This window comes from Aeromonas sp. 102P (genome assembly GCF_051920345.1).
In the GTDB taxonomy this organism is placed as follows: domain Bacteria; phylum Pseudomonadota; class Gammaproteobacteria; order Enterobacterales; family Aeromonadaceae; genus Aeromonas; species Aeromonas veronii.
In genome coordinates, this window is record NZ_JBQBCZ010000001.1 from 852,504 (window position 1) to 867,462 (window position 14,959).

Annotated in this window: 12 protein-coding genes and 1 tRNA gene; 9 read left to right on the forward strand and 4 right to left on the reverse strand. The window is 60.4% G+C overall.

Annotated features, from left to right (window positions below):
* Nucleotides 1-45: 45 nt before the first annotated feature.
* A complete protein-coding gene (locus ACTG1K_RS04085; RefSeq protein WP_362785995.1) occupies nt 46-588 on the reverse strand; it encodes a hypothetical protein in 543 nt (180 codons plus the stop codon).
* 201 nt (nt 589-789) lie between these two features.
* Between ACTG1K_RS04085 and ACTG1K_RS04090 the strand changes: the two genes are divergently transcribed.
* A tRNA-Trp gene (locus ACTG1K_RS04090) sits at nt 790-866 on the forward strand.
* A 144-nt stretch (nt 867-1,010) separates the two neighbouring features.
* Here ACTG1K_RS04090 and ACTG1K_RS04095 read toward each other — a convergent pair.
* On the reverse strand, nt 1,011-1,883 hold the full coding sequence (locus tag ACTG1K_RS04095) for a LysR family transcriptional regulator (protein WP_440004850.1): 873 nt from the start codon (nt 1,881-1,883) through the stop codon (nt 1,011-1,013).
* A gap of 100 nt (nt 1,884-1,983) precedes the next feature.
* Between ACTG1K_RS04095 and ACTG1K_RS04100 the strand changes: the two genes are divergently transcribed.
* Nucleotides 1,984-2,481, forward strand: coding sequence for a lactoylglutathione lyase family protein (locus ACTG1K_RS04100; protein WP_005339743.1), 498 nt, complete (start codon nt 1,984-1,986; stop codon nt 2,479-2,481).
* Between the two features lie 207 nt (nt 2,482-2,688).
* Nucleotides 2,689-4,581: a methyl-accepting chemotaxis protein gene (locus ACTG1K_RS04105; protein WP_128815732.1), complete on the forward strand. Its 1,893-nt coding sequence runs from the start codon at nt 2,689-2,691 to the stop codon at nt 4,579-4,581.
* Between the two features lie 66 nt (nt 4,582-4,647).
* Here the strand turns inward: ACTG1K_RS04105 and ACTG1K_RS04110 are convergent, their stop codons facing one another.
* Both ACTG1K_RS04110 and ACTG1K_RS04115 read right to left on the reverse strand, forming a co-directional pair.
* The gene (locus tag ACTG1K_RS04110; protein WP_043823160.1) at nt 4,648-5,160 is read right to left on the reverse strand and encodes a lipocalin family protein; all 513 of its coding nucleotides are present in this window, start codon (nt 5,158-5,160) and stop codon (nt 4,648-4,650) included.
* A 17-nt stretch (nt 5,161-5,177) separates the two neighbouring features.
* The gene (locus tag ACTG1K_RS04115) at nt 5,178-6,080 is read right to left on the reverse strand and encodes an AraC family transcriptional regulator (protein ID WP_019446575.1); all 903 of its coding nucleotides are present in this window, start codon (nt 6,078-6,080) and stop codon (nt 5,178-5,180) included.
* A gap of 157 nt (nt 6,081-6,237) precedes the next feature.
* Here ACTG1K_RS04115 and yqhD point away from each other — a divergent pair, with 157 nt between their 5' ends.
* The 6 genes from yqhD (at nt 6,238) to ACTG1K_RS04145 (ending at nt 14,906) form a co-directional block, all read left to right on the forward strand.
* On the forward strand, nt 6,238-7,401 hold the full coding sequence (gene yqhD, locus ACTG1K_RS04120) for an alcohol dehydrogenase (protein WP_005356302.1): 1,164 nt from the start codon (nt 6,238-6,240) through the stop codon (nt 7,399-7,401).
* A 507-nt stretch (nt 7,402-7,908) separates the two neighbouring features.
* Nucleotides 7,909-9,435, forward strand: a complete 1,527-nt coding sequence (gene pntA, locus ACTG1K_RS04125; RefSeq protein ID WP_425855735.1) for a Re/Si-specific NAD(P)(+) transhydrogenase subunit alpha — start codon at nt 7,909-7,911, stop codon at nt 9,433-9,435.
* Between the two features lie 11 nt (nt 9,436-9,446).
* Complete coding sequence (gene pntB, locus ACTG1K_RS04130; protein WP_069526987.1) at nt 9,447-10,931, forward strand: Re/Si-specific NAD(P)(+) transhydrogenase subunit beta; 1,485 nt, start codon at nt 9,447-9,449, stop codon at nt 10,929-10,931.
* 98 nt (nt 10,932-11,029) lie between these two features.
* The gene (locus ACTG1K_RS04135) at nt 11,030-11,806 is read left to right on the forward strand and encodes a substrate-binding periplasmic protein (RefSeq protein ID WP_047440371.1); all 777 of its coding nucleotides are present in this window, start codon (nt 11,030-11,032) and stop codon (nt 11,804-11,806) included.
* Nucleotides 11,807-12,085: 279 nt separating this feature from the next.
* Nucleotides 12,086-13,372: an L-cysteine desulfidase family protein gene (locus tag ACTG1K_RS04140; RefSeq protein ID WP_421255801.1), complete on the forward strand. Its 1,287-nt coding sequence runs from the start codon at nt 12,086-12,088 to the stop codon at nt 13,370-13,372.
* A 133-nt stretch (nt 13,373-13,505) separates the two neighbouring features.
* On the forward strand, nt 13,506-14,906 hold the full coding sequence (locus tag ACTG1K_RS04145) for an L-cystine transporter (RefSeq protein WP_005341918.1): 1,401 nt from the start codon (nt 13,506-13,508) through the stop codon (nt 14,904-14,906).
* The last annotated feature ends 53 nt before the right edge of the window (nt 14,907-14,959 follow it).

Genomic DNA, 14,959 nt, shown 5'->3' on the forward strand with positions numbered 1-14,959 from the left:
TTGTCAAAATTTTATTTCCGATGCCAATTTCAGCATGAAAAACGTTTAAGTGGCGGAAACATGACGACAAATCCACACCTTGTGCGTCTCTTGCAGCGATTCCCCATCGCGGACCATGGCGCGCAAATAACCGAGTCTGTGGTGTCCTTCCAGCAGGCAGTAGGGGCGGGGCAGGGGATGGCCGTTCGGGTAGCTGGCTCCCTCCTCCGGCGCCAGTACGATGACAGGTTCGGGCCAGGTGCCGTCGCTCAGCATCTTCTCGCCGAGCCAGGAGCGGCGGACATACCGGTTGCTGCGCAGCATCTCGCCCCAGCGCTCGATCACCTCCATATGGCGGGAGTCCACCTGATCCACCAGTTGCGCGGTGGGCCAGCTTTCACAGGTGAACTGATGGTTGGCGAGATCGATAAAGCTCCAGTTGGACTCAAAACCGCGCCAATGGCGGTAAATCCACTGGGAAAGCACATTTTCAGGAATAAAGGGCACCAGTGGTGCGACCCGTTCAAGATAGGCGGGCAGGGACTCTGTTTTGCGTTCATCCCTGAAGTTGAGGGGCGCCAGTTGTTGGAGCAGTCGGTAATTGAGCATAAGTGGCCTCCCGGTACCTGATTTCACCCTACCCCCATTTATGTCCCATTCCTACCCCGGCAGGGCTGCAAATACAGCAAGTTATCCCGCTTTGCTGCACAAACAACCGCGACTTGTTCGGGATTTGTGCAATCGCATCGAAAGCGTAAAAAAAGCCTTTACCTTTGATCTCCACTTTGTATACTACGCCTCGTTTGTTGCAGGGGCGTAGTTCCAATTGGTAGAACAGCGGTCTCCAAAACCGATGGTTGCGGGTTCGAGTCCTGCCGCCCCTGCCATTTTCAGAAAGGCCAGCTCATTGAGCTGGACTTTCGCATTTCCGGCGTTCGCCAATTTATCCCTCTCTCCTTTCTCTTCTCCTTCTTGCCGCTAGCTCTCGGTGACTGTGGCCACATTGATCTCGATGTCTGCCGCAAGAGCGTTCAATGTGCAGCAACCCGCTGTTTCAGGACGGTGACCAGCCGCTGGTGGCGGGCGGGGAGCGGCCACTCGGCGCGGTAGATCAGCAAGAGGGTGTCGATCACTTCAATGCTGCTCTGGATCACCCGGATCTTCTCCTGTTGGGCAAAGGCGGTGACGGCGAAGCGGGGTAGCACGGTAAAACCGAGGCCGCGGGCGACCGGCTCCAGGATCAGGCCGATCTGGTTGGTAAAGCCGCGCAGTGGGATCTCGTCAACGCGCTGGCCGGGGTAGCGTCGTCCCAACAGGCGTTGTGCCATGCTGCGGCCATCCGGGTGGTCGATAAAGCCGAGCTGACAGAGGTGCTGCCAGCTCTGCTCCTCGCCGTCGTTGGGTACCACCAGACAGAGGGGTTCGCGGGCGAAGGGCTCGGCGGCGATGCTGGGGTGCTCCGGCGGTTGATCCACCAGTCCCAGATCGCTGCGCCCCGCCAGTACTGCCTGCACTATGTCGGGGGTGGGGGCAAAGCGGTGCTGGATGGTGAGTCCGGGGTGCTCCTGTTGCTGGTCGAGCAGCAGGGGATAGAGCAGCAGGCCGATGCTGCCGGGGGTGGTGAGGGTGATGGCGCCGTGGTGAGGGTCATCGTCCGAGAGGCGCGCTCGCAGCTGTTCGGCGGCCTGCGCCTGCTGGCGGGCGAAGTCGAGCAGCACCAGCCCGCGCGGAGTGAGCTCCAGCTGACGGGGCTTGCGCAGTAGCAGGGTGCCAAATTCGGCCTCGAGACGCGAGATATGCTGACTGACGGCGGCCTGGGTGAGATCCAGCCGCTCGGCGGCGCGGGTAAAACTGCCAGTTTCATGCACCACCACCAGGGTATGGAGCCAGAGTGGATTAACCATAAATTTAATTTATGCCTTCAATTAGTTTGACCTTATTTTTCATTATGTCGCCCCTTCCTATCATGTCACCTGTTTCCCACACACAATTTCAAGGTGACGTATGACCTATCCACGTAACTTCTCCCACATCGGCATCACGGTGACTGACCTCGACAAGGCAGTCGAGTTCTATACCAAGGTGATGGGCTGGTATCTCATCATGCCGGCGACCACCATCACCGAGGATGACTCCGCCATCGGCGTGATGTGCAACGACGTGTTCGGCCCGGGCTGGGGTTCTTTTCGCATCGCCCACCTCTCTACCGGCGACAAGATCGGCATCGAGCTGTTCGAGTTCCCCAACAGCGAGCGCCGTGAGAACAACTTCGAATTCTGGAAGACCGGGGTGTTCCACTTCAGCGTGCAGGATCCGGATGTCGAGGGGCTGGCGGCGCGCATCGTCGCGGCGGGCGGCAAGCAGCGGATGCCGGTGCGCGAGTACTACCCGGGTGAGAAGCCCTACCGCATGGTCTACATGGAAGATCCCTTCGGCAATATCGTCGAGATCTACAGCCACAGCTATGAGCTGACCTACTCCGCCGGTGCATATCAGGGGTAAGTGGCAGGCCGCCTTCGGGCGGCCTGCTGCTTTGTTGTTACAAGAGTCAGTAGCATGGAATAGCGATCTGCTTCACACGAATAGCGCGTTCTGTTGTTGATAGATGGGAAAATATACAGATTCACTAAAGTCTGTTCATATTGCGGCCGATAGCCTTTGATACATCAGGGTTTTCCCTGCCTGACACAACAACAAGGATTCGTCGTCATGACCCTCTCTCTGCGCGGCAAGCTGCTGGCCACCAGTCTTGGCGTAGTGCTGCTGATGGCATCACTGCTCGGCATCGTTGCCTTTCACACCCTAAAATCCCGCACCATGAGCGCCATCCAGAGCGAGGCGGTCAACTATGGCCACGCCTACTCGGTCGCCATCGGCGACTGGATGACGGATCGCAAGAACACCGTCCATGCGCTGGTCAACCTGATCAGCGATAACCCCCAAGCCGAGCTGGTGCCGCACCTGAAGCAGGCCTACACCTCGGGCGGCTTCGGGCTCACCTATTTTGGCTCCGCGCAGGGGGTGATGACCCGGCAGGACCCCTCCCTCAACACCGGCAACTATGACCCGCGCGAGCGCCCCTGGTATCAGGATGCGGTGAAAGCGGGTCAGCTCATCGTCACTGCCCCCTATGTCAGCGTCACCATGCAGAAGCTGGTGGTCACCCTCTCCGAGCCGGTACGCCATCAGGGCGAGCTGGTCGGTGCCGTGGGGGCCAACCTGGCGCTCGACAAGCTGATCGACGAAGTGCTGGCGATGAAGGTGCAGGGTGAGGGCTACGCCATGCTGCTCGACAGCAGCGGCCTTATCGTCGGCCATCCGCAGAAGGATTTGGCGCTCAAGCCCATCGCCGAGCTGGCGCCGGGACTCTCGGCCGCCACCTTCCAGCAATGGGGCCGCGAAAACAGCGAGCTGCACGCCGCCACCCTCGACGGGCGGGATGTGCTGCTGGCGGTACAACCGGTACCGGGCACCGACTGGCTGCTGGCCATGGTGATGTATCGCGATGTGCTGGAGGCGCCGCTCAGCAGCCTGCTGTGGGAGCTGGTGGGGCTGACCCTGGTGCTGATGCTGGTGTTCAGCGCTCTGCTCACCGCCACCTTCAAATACCTGTTCGCCGATCTCGGTCGGGTCGCGCACGCCCTGCACGACATTGCCCACGGCGAGGGGGATCTCACCGTTCACATCAACACTCACAGCAAGGATGAGGTGGGTCAGCTGGCCCAGAACTTCAACCAGTTTGTGGCGCGGCTGCACGGTATCGTCAGCCGGTTGCGGGATGTGACCGTCGAGCTGGCGGCACAGTCTCGCGCTCAGGCGGCCGGGGCGCAGGCCCGCAGTCAGCGGGTTCGCCAGCAGCAGGACGAGATCGTGATGGTGGCGACCGCGGTGACTGAGATGGCTTCCGCTACCCAGGAGATCGCCGGCAACGCCGAGTTTGCCGCCACTACCGCCACCGATGCGGTCGCACTGGCGGTCGCTGGTCAATCCCAGGTTGGCCAGAGTCAGCGCAGCATTACCGGTCTGGCGGACGAAGTGGCCGATGCCAGCCAGATCATCAACGAGCTCGACAGCCATGCCCAGAAGATCAGCGGCATTCTGGCGACCATCAGCGGCATCGCCGAGCAGACCAACCTGCTGGCGCTCAACGCCGCCATCGAGGCTGCCCGGGCCGGTGAGCAGGGCCGCGGTTTTGCGGTAGTCGCGGACGAGGTGCGGGTGCTGTCGCGCCGTACCCATGACTCCACCGACGAGATCCAGCAGATGATCGAGACCCTGCAGCAGACCACCCGTCGCGCCGTGGGTGGCATGGAGACCAGCCGTCAGCTGGCGGGTACCAGCGTCGAGGATGCGGAAGCGGCCAACCAGAGCCTTGCCCGGATCAACGAGGCGATCGGCTCCATCAGCGACATGGCGACCCAGATCGCGGCGGCTGCCGAAGAGCAGACCTCGGTGACCGGCGAAATCAGCCGCAATACCGAGAATATCCGCCACGTCTCGCAAGAGCTGGCCGAGCAGGCGGGCAGCGAGGCGGCGCAGGCGGCCGAACTCAAGTCGCTGACCGAGCGGCTGGAGCAGGAGATCGGTCGCTTCCGGCTCTGATCATCCCGCCACGCCAGCAACAGAAAGGGCAGCCCGCGGGCTGCCCTTTGTTATTTTACGGCTGGCTTAAGGGGTCTGCTTGACCCAAATCAGCTGGTCGGTGGCAAAGCCCAGCGACTTCGCTTTGGCGACCAGCGCATCCACCTTCGTCTTGGGCGGGTTGGGTGAGCGGGAGAGGATCCAGAGGTAGTCGTGGTTGTAGCTGGTCACCAGCGAGAGCTGGTAATCGGGGTCGAGGTCGATGACGTTGTAGCCGCCGTAGAAGGGGCCGAAGAAACTCACCTTGAGCCGCGCCTCGTCCGGGTTGCCGACGAAGTAGGCCTTGCCCTCGGCTTCGCGCCAGCTGCCATCGCTCTGCTTGCCGCGGTTGAGCACCTTGACGCCTCCATCGTCCCGCAGGCTGTAGGTGGCGCTCACCTGCTCCAGCCCCCGCTCGAAGCTGTGGTCGAGGCGGGCGATTTCGTACCAGGTGCCAAGATAACGATCGAGCTGGAAGCCGGTAACGGGGCGGATGCCGTCGGCAATCCCGGTACAGGCCGTCAGCAGCAAAGCGGTGAACAGGCAAAGCAATGAACGCATAAGTAATCCCTCTCTTGTTATCCCTCGATGATGCGCAGCTGGCCATCCCGGAAGCGGGAGGCCTGATCTGTCGGCGTGCTGCCGAAGAAGCGCTTGTACTCCCGACTGAACTGGGAGTTGCTCTCGTAACCGACTCTGGCCGCCGCGGTGCCCGCCTTGATGCCGTCGTGCAGCATCATCATTCGCGCCTTGTGCAGGCGAAACGACTTGATGTACTGCAACGGCGAGGTAGCGGTGACCGCCTTGAAGTGGTGGTGAAAGGCGGAGACGCTCATGTTCACCTCTCGCGCCAGCTCCTCCATGGTGAGGTTGTCGGCATAACGGGACTCTATCATACGCAGCACCCTGGCGATCTGGCCCACATGGTTGTGGCGATTGGCGAGCGCCTGCAGCGCCGGGCCGCCCCCCTCGGTGAGAGCGTGGAACAGCATCTCCCGCACCGTCTGCGGCCCCAGCACCCTGGCGTGCAACGGGTTATCCATCAGCTCGATCAGTCGCTCGGCGGCGCAAAACATGGTTTCCGACAGGGGGACCGAGTGGACACCGCTCTTTTGCGGCGCGGGGGCGGGCAAGGCATCGCCCAGCTCCAGCAACAGCTCTTGCAGGGTGACCAGATCGATCTCGATGGTAAAACCGATAAGCGGCTGCTCGGGGGAGGCGAAGCACTCGCACTCGCAGGGCAGCGGCAGGGTCATCAGCAGATAGTGGTTGGGGTCGTAGCGAAACACCTGATCCGCCAGATAACCCACCTTGTGCCCCTGCAGGATTACGATCATCCGCGGTTGGTAGAGCACCGGGGTGCGGCCATGGTGTTCGGTGGTATAGATGAGGTTGACCTGTTTCACCGGTGATGGGGTGATGCCGGGGGCGGTGACGTGGCGGGTCAATCTGGCTGCGAGGTCGCTGTAACGGTTTTGCATGGGGGCTCTTTGATTCGACAGTTCCGGTTTTCGCTGCTTTGTAGAAATAGGCAAGCATCAAGCAGGATGTTGTCTTGATAGTAGGGTTGTTCTGGAGAAAAATGCAATCACGATTTCGCGGCCAGGCCGCCCAGACTATCAGAAGAAGGCAATGTCGATGAACAACTTTACTCTCCATACCCCGACCAAAATCCTGTTCGGCCAAGGGCAGATCGCCCAGCTGCGCGAGCAGCTTCCGAGCGACGCCCGCGTCATGATCACCTATGGTGGCGGCAGCGTGGTGCGCAGCGGCCTGCTGGAACAGATCCGCAACGAGCTGGCTGGCATGACCCTGTTTGAATTTGGCGGCATCGAGCCGAACCCGGCCTACGAGACCCTGATGGGCGCCGTGGAGCTGGCCCGTGCCGAGCGGGTCGATTTCCTGCTCGCCGTTGGCGGTGGCTCCGTGCTCGATGGCACCAAGTTTATCGCCGCTGCCGCGCACTACGATCTGGCCAAGGATCCCTGGCACATTCTCGAGACCGTCGGCAGCGAAGTGCGCTCCGCCATTCCGCTCGGTTCCGTGCTGACCCTGCCGGCGACCGGTTCCGAAATGAACATGGGCGCCGTCATCACCCGTCGCAGCAGTGGCGACAAGGTGCACTTCTTCTCGCCGTTCGTGATGCCGCGCTTCGCCGTGCTCGATCCGGTGCTCACCTACACCCTGCCCGAGCGTCAGGTGGCGAACGGGGTGGTGGATGCCTTTGTTCACATCGTGGAGCAGTACCTCACCTATCCGGTCAATGCCAAGGTGCAGGATCGCTTCGCCGAAGGCTTGCTGCTAACCCTGATCGAAGAGGGCCCCAAGGCGCTGGCCGAACCGCACAACTATGAGGTGCGCGCCAACATCATGTGGAGCGCTACCATGGCGTTGAACGGCCTGATCGGTGCCGGTGTGCCGCAGGACTGGGCCACCCACATGCTGGGTCACGAACTGACCGCCCTGCATGGCCTCGACCACGCCCAGACTCTGGCGGTGGTGCTGCCTGCCCTGCTGCAGGCCAAGCGCAAACAGAAACATGCCAAGCTGCTGCAATACGCAGAGCGGGTGTGGGGTCTGAACAGCGGCAGCGAAGCGGAGCGCATCGATGATGCCATCGCCGCGACCCGCGACTTCTTCGAGCGGATGGGGGTCAAGACCCGACTGCGCGACTACGGTCTGAAAGATCTGGGTATCGACACCCTGATCGGCAAGCTGGGTGAGCACGGCATGACCCGTCTGGGCGAGCACAGCGATATCGATCTGGTGCAGAGCCAGCATATTTATGAAGCGGCCTGGTAAGGGCCACCAATCGGTGCCAAACGGGCGAAACGATTGAATTGCCGGGGCCCTTTCCCGCCAGCTGGCGGCTGAGCGGCCCCGCTTTTGTTGGGAAAATGTTACTTTTCGGCGTTTCGCTGCGAGAAGTGAGACGAAAGCGGATTTCGTAAGAACAAAAAACGCTAAGATAGAGGGCCGGTAAAACATTTTTTTTGACTGGTTGGATCACTTTTTTCAGCCGTTTTTACTGGTATAAGCCTCTAATTTGGTTTGTTTTTTTTAATCGTAGCCAGGGATGGGCTGAATTCTGTACGAGTGCCGTCGGGACTGCGGTTGTAATAAAACTCCAAAATTTGATACTAATCACCTTCGCGCCTGAAAAGCGGGGGCCTGACCATGACAGGAGGTTGAGGTAAAGCCTACTGATTTTCATAACAAAGAGCCCTGGACCTGCACTTTGGTCATGTCTTGTTTCGTCAGAAGTGAGACACTGGGCAGCGATTGTTTATTAACCATCAGGGAATAGTCATGCAGATTGGAATACCGAGAGAGAGTCTCGCCGGTGAGACCCGGGTCGCAGCGACCCCGGCTACCGTCGAGCAGCTGAAAAAGCTCGGCTTCGAGGTCGCCATCGAGACCGGCGCAGGCCTGTCGGCCAGCTTCGATGATGCCGCCTTCGAGGCTGCCGGTGCCAGCGTGGTGCCGAATGTCTGGCAAGCCGACCTTATCTTCAAGGTCAATGCGCCGACCGATGCCGAGATCGCACAAATTAAAGATGGCTCCACTCTGGTGAGCTTCATCTGGCCTGCCCAGAACCCTGAGCTGGTCAAGAAGCTGTCCGAGCGCAACATCAATGTGATGGCGATGGATATGGTGCCGCGGATCTCCCGTGCCCAGTCCCTCGATGCCCTCTCCTCCATGGCCAACATCGGTGGCTATCGCGCCGTGGTTGAAGCTGCGCACCAGTTCGGTCGCTTCTTCACCGGTCAAATCACCGCAGCCGGTAAAGTGCCGCCTGCCAAGGTACTGGTGATCGGTGCCGGCGTAGCCGGTCTGGCCGCCATCGGTACGGCCGGTTCCCTCGGTGCCATCGTGCGTGCGTTCGATACCCGTCTGGAAGTGGCCGAGCAGATCGAATCCATGGGTGGGGAATTCCTCAAGCTGGACTTCGGTGGCGAAGACGGTGCATCCAGCGATGGTTACGCCAAAGTCATGTCCGATGAGTTCATCAAGGCCGAGATGGAGCTGTTCGCACAGCAGGCCAAAGAGGTGGATATCATCATCACCACCGCCCTGATCCCGGGCAAGCCGGCTCCCAAGCTGATCACCAAAGAGATGGTCGACAGCATGAAGCCGGGCTCCGTCATTGTGGACATGGCCGCTCAGGCTGGCGGTAACTGTGAATACACAGTGCCGGGCGAACTGCATGTCACTGCCAACGGCGTCAAGGTGATCGGTTACACCGATCTGCCGGGTCGTCTGCCTGCCCAGTCCTCCCAGCTCTACGGTACCAACCTGGTCAACCTGATGAAGCTGATGTGCAAGGAGAAGGACGGCAACGTCGCCATCGACTTCGAGGACGTGGTTCAGCGCAACATGACGGTGATCCAGGCCGGTGAAGTGACCTTCCCGCCGCCCGCCATCTCCGTCTCTGCCGCCCCGCAGAAACCGGCCGCCGCCAAACCGGCAGCCAAGAAGGAAGAGGCCAAGCCTTCCAACAAGAAGTTCGTGTTCGGTGCCCTCGGCATCGCCGCCTTCGGCTGGATCGCCTCCGTTGCCCCGGCAGCCTTCCTCTCCCACTTCACCGTATTCATCCTGGCCTGTGTGGTCGGTTACTACGTGGTGTGGAACGTCTCTCACGCCCTGCACACGCCGCTGATGTCGGTCACCAATGCCATCTCCGGCATTATCGTGGTCGGTGCCCTGCTGCAGATCGGGCAAGGGTCGACCCTGGTCACCGCGCTGGCGTTCATCGCCGTGCTGATTGCCAGTATCAACATCTTCGGCGGTTTCACCGTCACTCAGCGCATGCTGAAGATGTTCCGTAAGGATTAAGGGGGTTTAACGTGTCTCAAGGACTGGTAACAGCATCCTATATCGTTGCCGCCGTGCTCTTCATCCTCAGTCTCGCGGGACTGTCGAAGCAAGAAACGGCCAAGCATGGCAACCTGTTCGGTATCGCGGGTATGGCTATCGCCCTGCTCGCCACCGTATTCAACCCGGAGACCAGTGGCGTTCACTGGATCATTCTGGCCATGGTGATCGGCGGTGCCATCGGCGTGCGTCTGGCGCTCAAGGTCGAAATGACCGAGATGCCCGAGCTGGTGGCCGTGCTGCACAGCTTCGTGGGTATGGCGGCAGTGCTGGTGGGCTTCAACAGCTTCATCGATCTGCACCCCTCTGCACCTGCTGAGGTGGTCGTCTCCGTCGGTTCCAATCTGGATGCCACCCTGGCAGCCGCCCGTGCGGCGTTCGAGCAGGCCAACAGCGTTGCTCAGGTCGAGCACCTGACCGGCGCCATGCTGAACATCCATCTGGTCGAGATCTTCCTGGGCGTCTTCATCGGTGCCGTAACCTTTACCGGTTCCGTGGTTGCCTTCGGCAAACTGCGCGGTCTGATCTCCTCCAAGCCGCTGATGCTGCCGCACCGCCACAAGCTGAACCTGCTGGCCGTGGTCGCCTCTTTGGCCCTGATGGTCTACTTCGTCAACGCCGGTGGCTCCACCTTCGCTCTGCTGGTGATGACCCTGATCGCCTTCGCCTTCGGCTGGCATCTGGTTGCCTCCATCGGTGGTGCCGACATGCCGGTCGTGGTCTCCATGCTGAACTCCTACTCCGGTTGGGCAGCAGCAGCGGCGGGCTTCATGCTCTCCAATGACCTGCTGATCGTCACCGGTGCGCTGGTGGGTTCCTCCGGTGCCATCCTCTCTTACATCATGTGCAAGGCGATGAACCGCTCCTTCATCTCCGTGATCGCCGGTGGCTTCGGCTCCGATGGCGTGGCCTCCACGGCTGATCAGGAGATGGGCGAATACCGCGAAACCAGCGCCGAGGAAGTGGCTGACCTGCTGAAGAACTCCAGCTCCGTCATCATCACCCCGGGCTACGGTATGGCGGTGGCACAGGCTCAGTATCCGGTTGCCGAGATCACCCAGAAGCTGCGTGACCGCGGCGTCAAGGTGCGCTTCGGTATCCACCCGGTCGCCGGTCGTCTGCCTGGCCACATGAACGTGCTGCTGGCGGAAGCGAAAGTCCCGTATGACATCGTGCTGGAAATGGACGAGATCAACGAGGACTTCGCCGATACCGACACCGTGCTGGTGATCGGTGCCAACGACACCGTCAACCCGGCCGCGATGGAAGATCCGGGCAGCCCGATCGCCGGTATGCCGGTGCTGGAAGTGTGGAAAGCGCAGAATGTCATCGGCTTCAAGCGCTCCATGAACACTGGCTACGCCGGTGTCCAGAACCCGCTGTTCTTCAAGGAAAATACCCAGATGCTGTTTGGCGATGCCAAGGCCAGCGTCGAGGCAATCCTGAAAGCACTGTAAGTGCCATTCAGAGAGTGGATATCAAGGAGGCTTCGGCCTCCTTTTTTATTGCCCATCCCTTGTATATCCTCAATCCATACGGACCATGAGGGATCTCCATGATGTGGTGTCAGGGTTGGCGAAGGATCGGGTGGTACGGCTGGCTGCTGGCATCTCTTCTCGTCGGTGGCATGGCTATGGCTCATGACAAGCCGACCCTGACCATATTGACAGAACTGTGGCCCCCCTATGTGATGCACAGCGACAAGGGGGAGCTGGTGGGCGCAGATCTCGAGCTGGCTCGCACCGTGCTGCAGCAGCTCGGCTATCGCACCGAGGTGAAGGTGCTGCCATGGAAGCGGGTGTTGCAACAGGCCCGCCTCGGGCAGGGGGATGCGGTACTCGACGTCTTCTATAACAAGGATCGCCAAGAGTGGCTCCACTATCCCGAAGAGCCGCTCTCTCGTAGTGGCGAAGTGCTCTTCTATCCGGTGGATCGTCCGGTGAAATTCGAGCAATTATCCGACCTCAAGGGGTTGCGGATCGGCATTCAGGCTGACTATGCCTACAGCCCCGATTTTCTGGCCGATGAAGGGGTGATCAGGGTCGCCATGACGGGCGATGGCAAGATGGTCAAGCAGTTGCATCTGATGATGGCCGGCCGACTGGATGGTGTCGTGCTCAATGAACAAGTTGGTCGTTATCTGCTGCGTACCCAGGGGCTGCAGGATCAGGTGTTCAATGGTCGCCGCCTGCTGACCGACGATAACCGCAACTTTCTCGGATTTACCCACAAGCCCGGCCATGACCAGTTGGCGAGGCGCTTCTCGGCCGCCTTGAAACAGTTCAAGCAGACCCCGGCCTACCAGCAGCTGCTGGCCCGCTATCATCTCTAGGTGACTCCATCGTCTGTGCGTTGCATCACAAATTGTCGCGCTTTGTTAAAAGACGGGCATAATGGCGCTAAAAAAGCGATGTTGCGCAACTTAATTTGATTTTATTGATATTAGAATCAAATTAAGTTGATTTGCATGGGGCAGTCATCAGACGGCCACCTCTCTCGCGACGCCTTGGCGACGCGCTCCTGCTTGATGTTGATCCCGTGTCACCCTTTTTTGCCATGCTGTTGCCTGTGGCGATGACAGGCATTGCGCCACCAAGATGAGAATGCACAGATGAAACCACAATGGACCGACTTTATTACCCTGCTCAAGCGTGAAGTGGTGCCGGCCCTGGGCTGTACCGAGCCGATGTCGGTGGCGCTGGCGGCGGCCAACTGCCGCAAGCTGCTGGGGGAGACTCCGACCCGCATCAGCGTCTGGGTCAGTGGCAATCTGTTCAAGAACGGCATGGGGGTCGGAGTGCCGGGCACCGGCATGATCGGTCTTCCGGTGGCCGCTGCGGTCGGCATCACCGGCGGCAACCCGGATGCCGGGCTGGAGGTGCTCAAGACCCTTACACCAGAACAGGTGGAAGCGGCCAAGACGTTGCTGCCGGTCATCAAGGTGGATGTGAAGGATGTGCCGGACGTGCTCTATGCCGAGGTGCTGGCCGAAGTTGAAGGGCACAGTGCCCGGGTGGTGATCTGTACCGACCACACTCGCATCATCCTGATGGAGAAGGATGGCGAGGTGCTGATGGCGCAGGCCAGCGCTCCCGGCGTGCAGATCCAGCCGGCCAAATCCGCCAAACCGGCCATGACCCTGCGGGAGATCGTCGATTTTGCATTGGAAGTGCCGCTGGCGGAGATCGACTTTATCCGCGAGGCCGCCACCATGAATCAGGCGCTGGCGGACGAAGGGTTGCAGGGTTACGGCCTGAAGATTGGCAAGATCCTCACCGAGCAGGTGGAGCGCAAGCTGCTCTCCGACGATCTGATGACCCTGGCGATGCGCCTCTCCTCCGCCGCCTCCGATGCACGGATGGATGGCGCCATGCTGCCCGCCATGTCCAACTCCGGTTCTGGCAATCAGGGCATTGCCGCCACCATGCCGGTGGTCGCGGCCGCCCGCTTCCTCAAGGCGAGCGACGAGCAGCTGACCCGGGCGCTGGTGATGAGCCATCTGGTGGCCATCTACATCAAGACCTATCAGAACAAGCTGTCGGCCCTCTGCGCCGCCAGTACCGCCGCCATGGGTGCCGGTGCCGCCATTACCTGGCTGCTGGGCGGCCAGTATCAGCAGATCAGCCACTGCATCAACAACATGATTGGCGATGTCTCCGGCATCATCTGCGACGGCGCGGGCAGCGCCTGCTCCATGAAGGTCTCCACTTCCACCTCGGCGGCGGTAAAGTCTTCGCTGATGGCCATCAACAACCTGCATGTCCCCCAGAGCGAGGGGATCGTTTCCGATGATGTGGACCAGACCATCGCCAATCTGGGCCGCCTCTCCAAAGAGGGGATGCTGGATACCGACATTGAAATCATCAACATCATGCGAGCGAAACAGCAGAAGCAGTGAATCTGTGACAAGGGGGCGATAGACCCCCTTGTTCTTGTCACGACGGCGCAGACCGTCTGACACGGTTGCCAGGGCAAGCATGGCGCTTGCTCTTGTTTCTCGGGCCCAAGCCCGCTTTTTGGGGAGTCATACCATGACATTTAGCGTTATCGGCAATCTGGCCATCGCCGCCATCTTGCTGTTCTTTCTCTACCGGTTACAGGAAAAACATGTGAGCTTCACCCGCCGGGTATTTGCCGGTCTGGGGCTCGGTATTCTGTTCGGCGCCGCGTTGCAACTGCTTTACGGTGCAGGTTCGCCCGTCATTGTTCAGACCATCGACTATCTGGATATCGTGGGTAGCGGCTATGTGAAGCTGCTGCAGATGATCATCATCCCGCTCATCATGGTCTCCATCATCAGCGCTATCTTGAAGCTCAATGGCGGCACCGCGCTGGGCAAGATCAGTGCCATGACCATAGGCGTGCTGATCTTCACCACCGCCATCGCCGCCGGGGCAGGCATCCTGATGTCCAACCTGTTTGGCCTGACCGCTGAAGGGCTCACCTCCGGTGCCGCCGAGAGCGCCCGTGGCGCTGCGCTGCAGACAACCCTCGGTAGCGTCGAGAGCATGTCGTTCGCCAAGATGATGCTGGAGTTCATTCCGGCCAACCCCTTCCTCGACATGACCGGGGCGCGCAAGACCTCCACCATCGCCGTGGTGATCTTCTCCATCTTCATCGGCCTTTCCGCTACCGGCATCGCCCGCAAGAAGCCGGAGATCTTCGCCAGCTTCAGCCACTTCGTGGCCGTGGCTCATGCCATCGTGATGCGGATGGTGACTCTGGTGCTGCGCCTGACCCCGTTTGGCGTACTGGCGCTGATGACCAAGGTGGTCTCCGGCTCCAACTATGCGGATATTCTCAACCTGCTCAGCTTTGTGATGGCCTCTTACGGCGCCATCGCCATCATGTTTGTCGTGCACCTGCTGCTGGTGAGCATGGTCGGCATCAACCCGCTGCGCTTCCTCAAGAAGATCACTCCGGTGCTGGCGTTTGCCTTCACCTCGCGCACCAGTGCGGGATCCATCCCGATGAACGTGCAAACCCAGACCAAGTCGCTGGGTATTCCTGAGGGGATCGCCAACTTCGCCGCCTCCTTCGGTTCCACCATCGGCCAGAACGGCTGTGCCGGTATCTATCCGGCCATGCTGGCCGTGATGATTGCCCCGACCGTCGGGGTCAACCCGATGGATCCCGGCTTTATCATGACCCTGATCGCTATCATCACCGTCAGCTCCTTCGGGGTGGCCGGGATTGGCGGCGGCGCCACATTTGCCGCGCTGATCGTGCTCTCCGCGCTGGACTTCCCAGTGGCGCTGGCCGGTCTGCTCATCTCCATCGAGCCGCTGATCGACATGGGCCGTACCGCGCTCAACGTCTCCGGCTCCATCACCGCAGGGACGGTCACCAGCCGCCTGATGGGCGAGACCGACATGCATGTGTTCAACAGCGATCACGAAGTGAGTCTGGACGGCGAAGAGTCCACCGTCTGATTTGCGTCGGTTGATCTGCCTGTGGAAAGGGGTGACCCTTTCCCGTCATAGAC

Coding starts and splice junctions, on each gene's coding strand:
- ACTG1K_RS04085 (WP_362785995.1), bottom strand. CDS start 588: ATGCTCAATTACCGACTGCTCCAACAACTGGCGCCCCTCAACTTCAGG.
- ACTG1K_RS04095 (WP_440004850.1), bottom strand. CDS start 1,883: ATGGTTAATCCACTCTGGCTCCATACCCTGGTGGTGGTGCATGAAACT.
- ACTG1K_RS04100 (WP_005339743.1), top strand. CDS start 1,984: ATGACCTATCCACGTAACTTCTCCCACATCGGCATCACGGTGACTGAC.
- ACTG1K_RS04105 (WP_128815732.1), top strand. CDS start 2,689: ATGACCCTCTCTCTGCGCGGCAAGCTGCTGGCCACCAGTCTTGGCGTA.
- ACTG1K_RS04110 (WP_043823160.1), bottom strand. CDS start 5,160: ATGCGTTCATTGCTTTGCCTGTTCACCGCTTTGCTGCTGACGGCCTGT.
- ACTG1K_RS04115 (WP_019446575.1), bottom strand. CDS start 6,080: ATGCAAAACCGTTACAGCGACCTCGCAGCCAGATTGACCCGCCACGTC.
- yqhD (WP_005356302.1), top strand. CDS start 6,238: ATGAACAACTTTACTCTCCATACCCCGACCAAAATCCTGTTCGGCCAA.
- pntA (WP_425855735.1), top strand. CDS start 7,909: ATGCAGATTGGAATACCGAGAGAGAGTCTCGCCGGTGAGACCCGGGTC.
- ACTG1K_RS04135 (WP_047440371.1), top strand. CDS start 11,030: ATGATGTGGTGTCAGGGTTGGCGAAGGATCGGGTGGTACGGCTGGCTG.
- ACTG1K_RS04140 (WP_421255801.1), top strand. CDS start 12,086: ATGAAACCACAATGGACCGACTTTATTACCCTGCTCAAGCGTGAAGTG.
- ACTG1K_RS04145 (WP_005341918.1), top strand. CDS start 13,506: ATGACATTTAGCGTTATCGGCAATCTGGCCATCGCCGCCATCTTGCTG.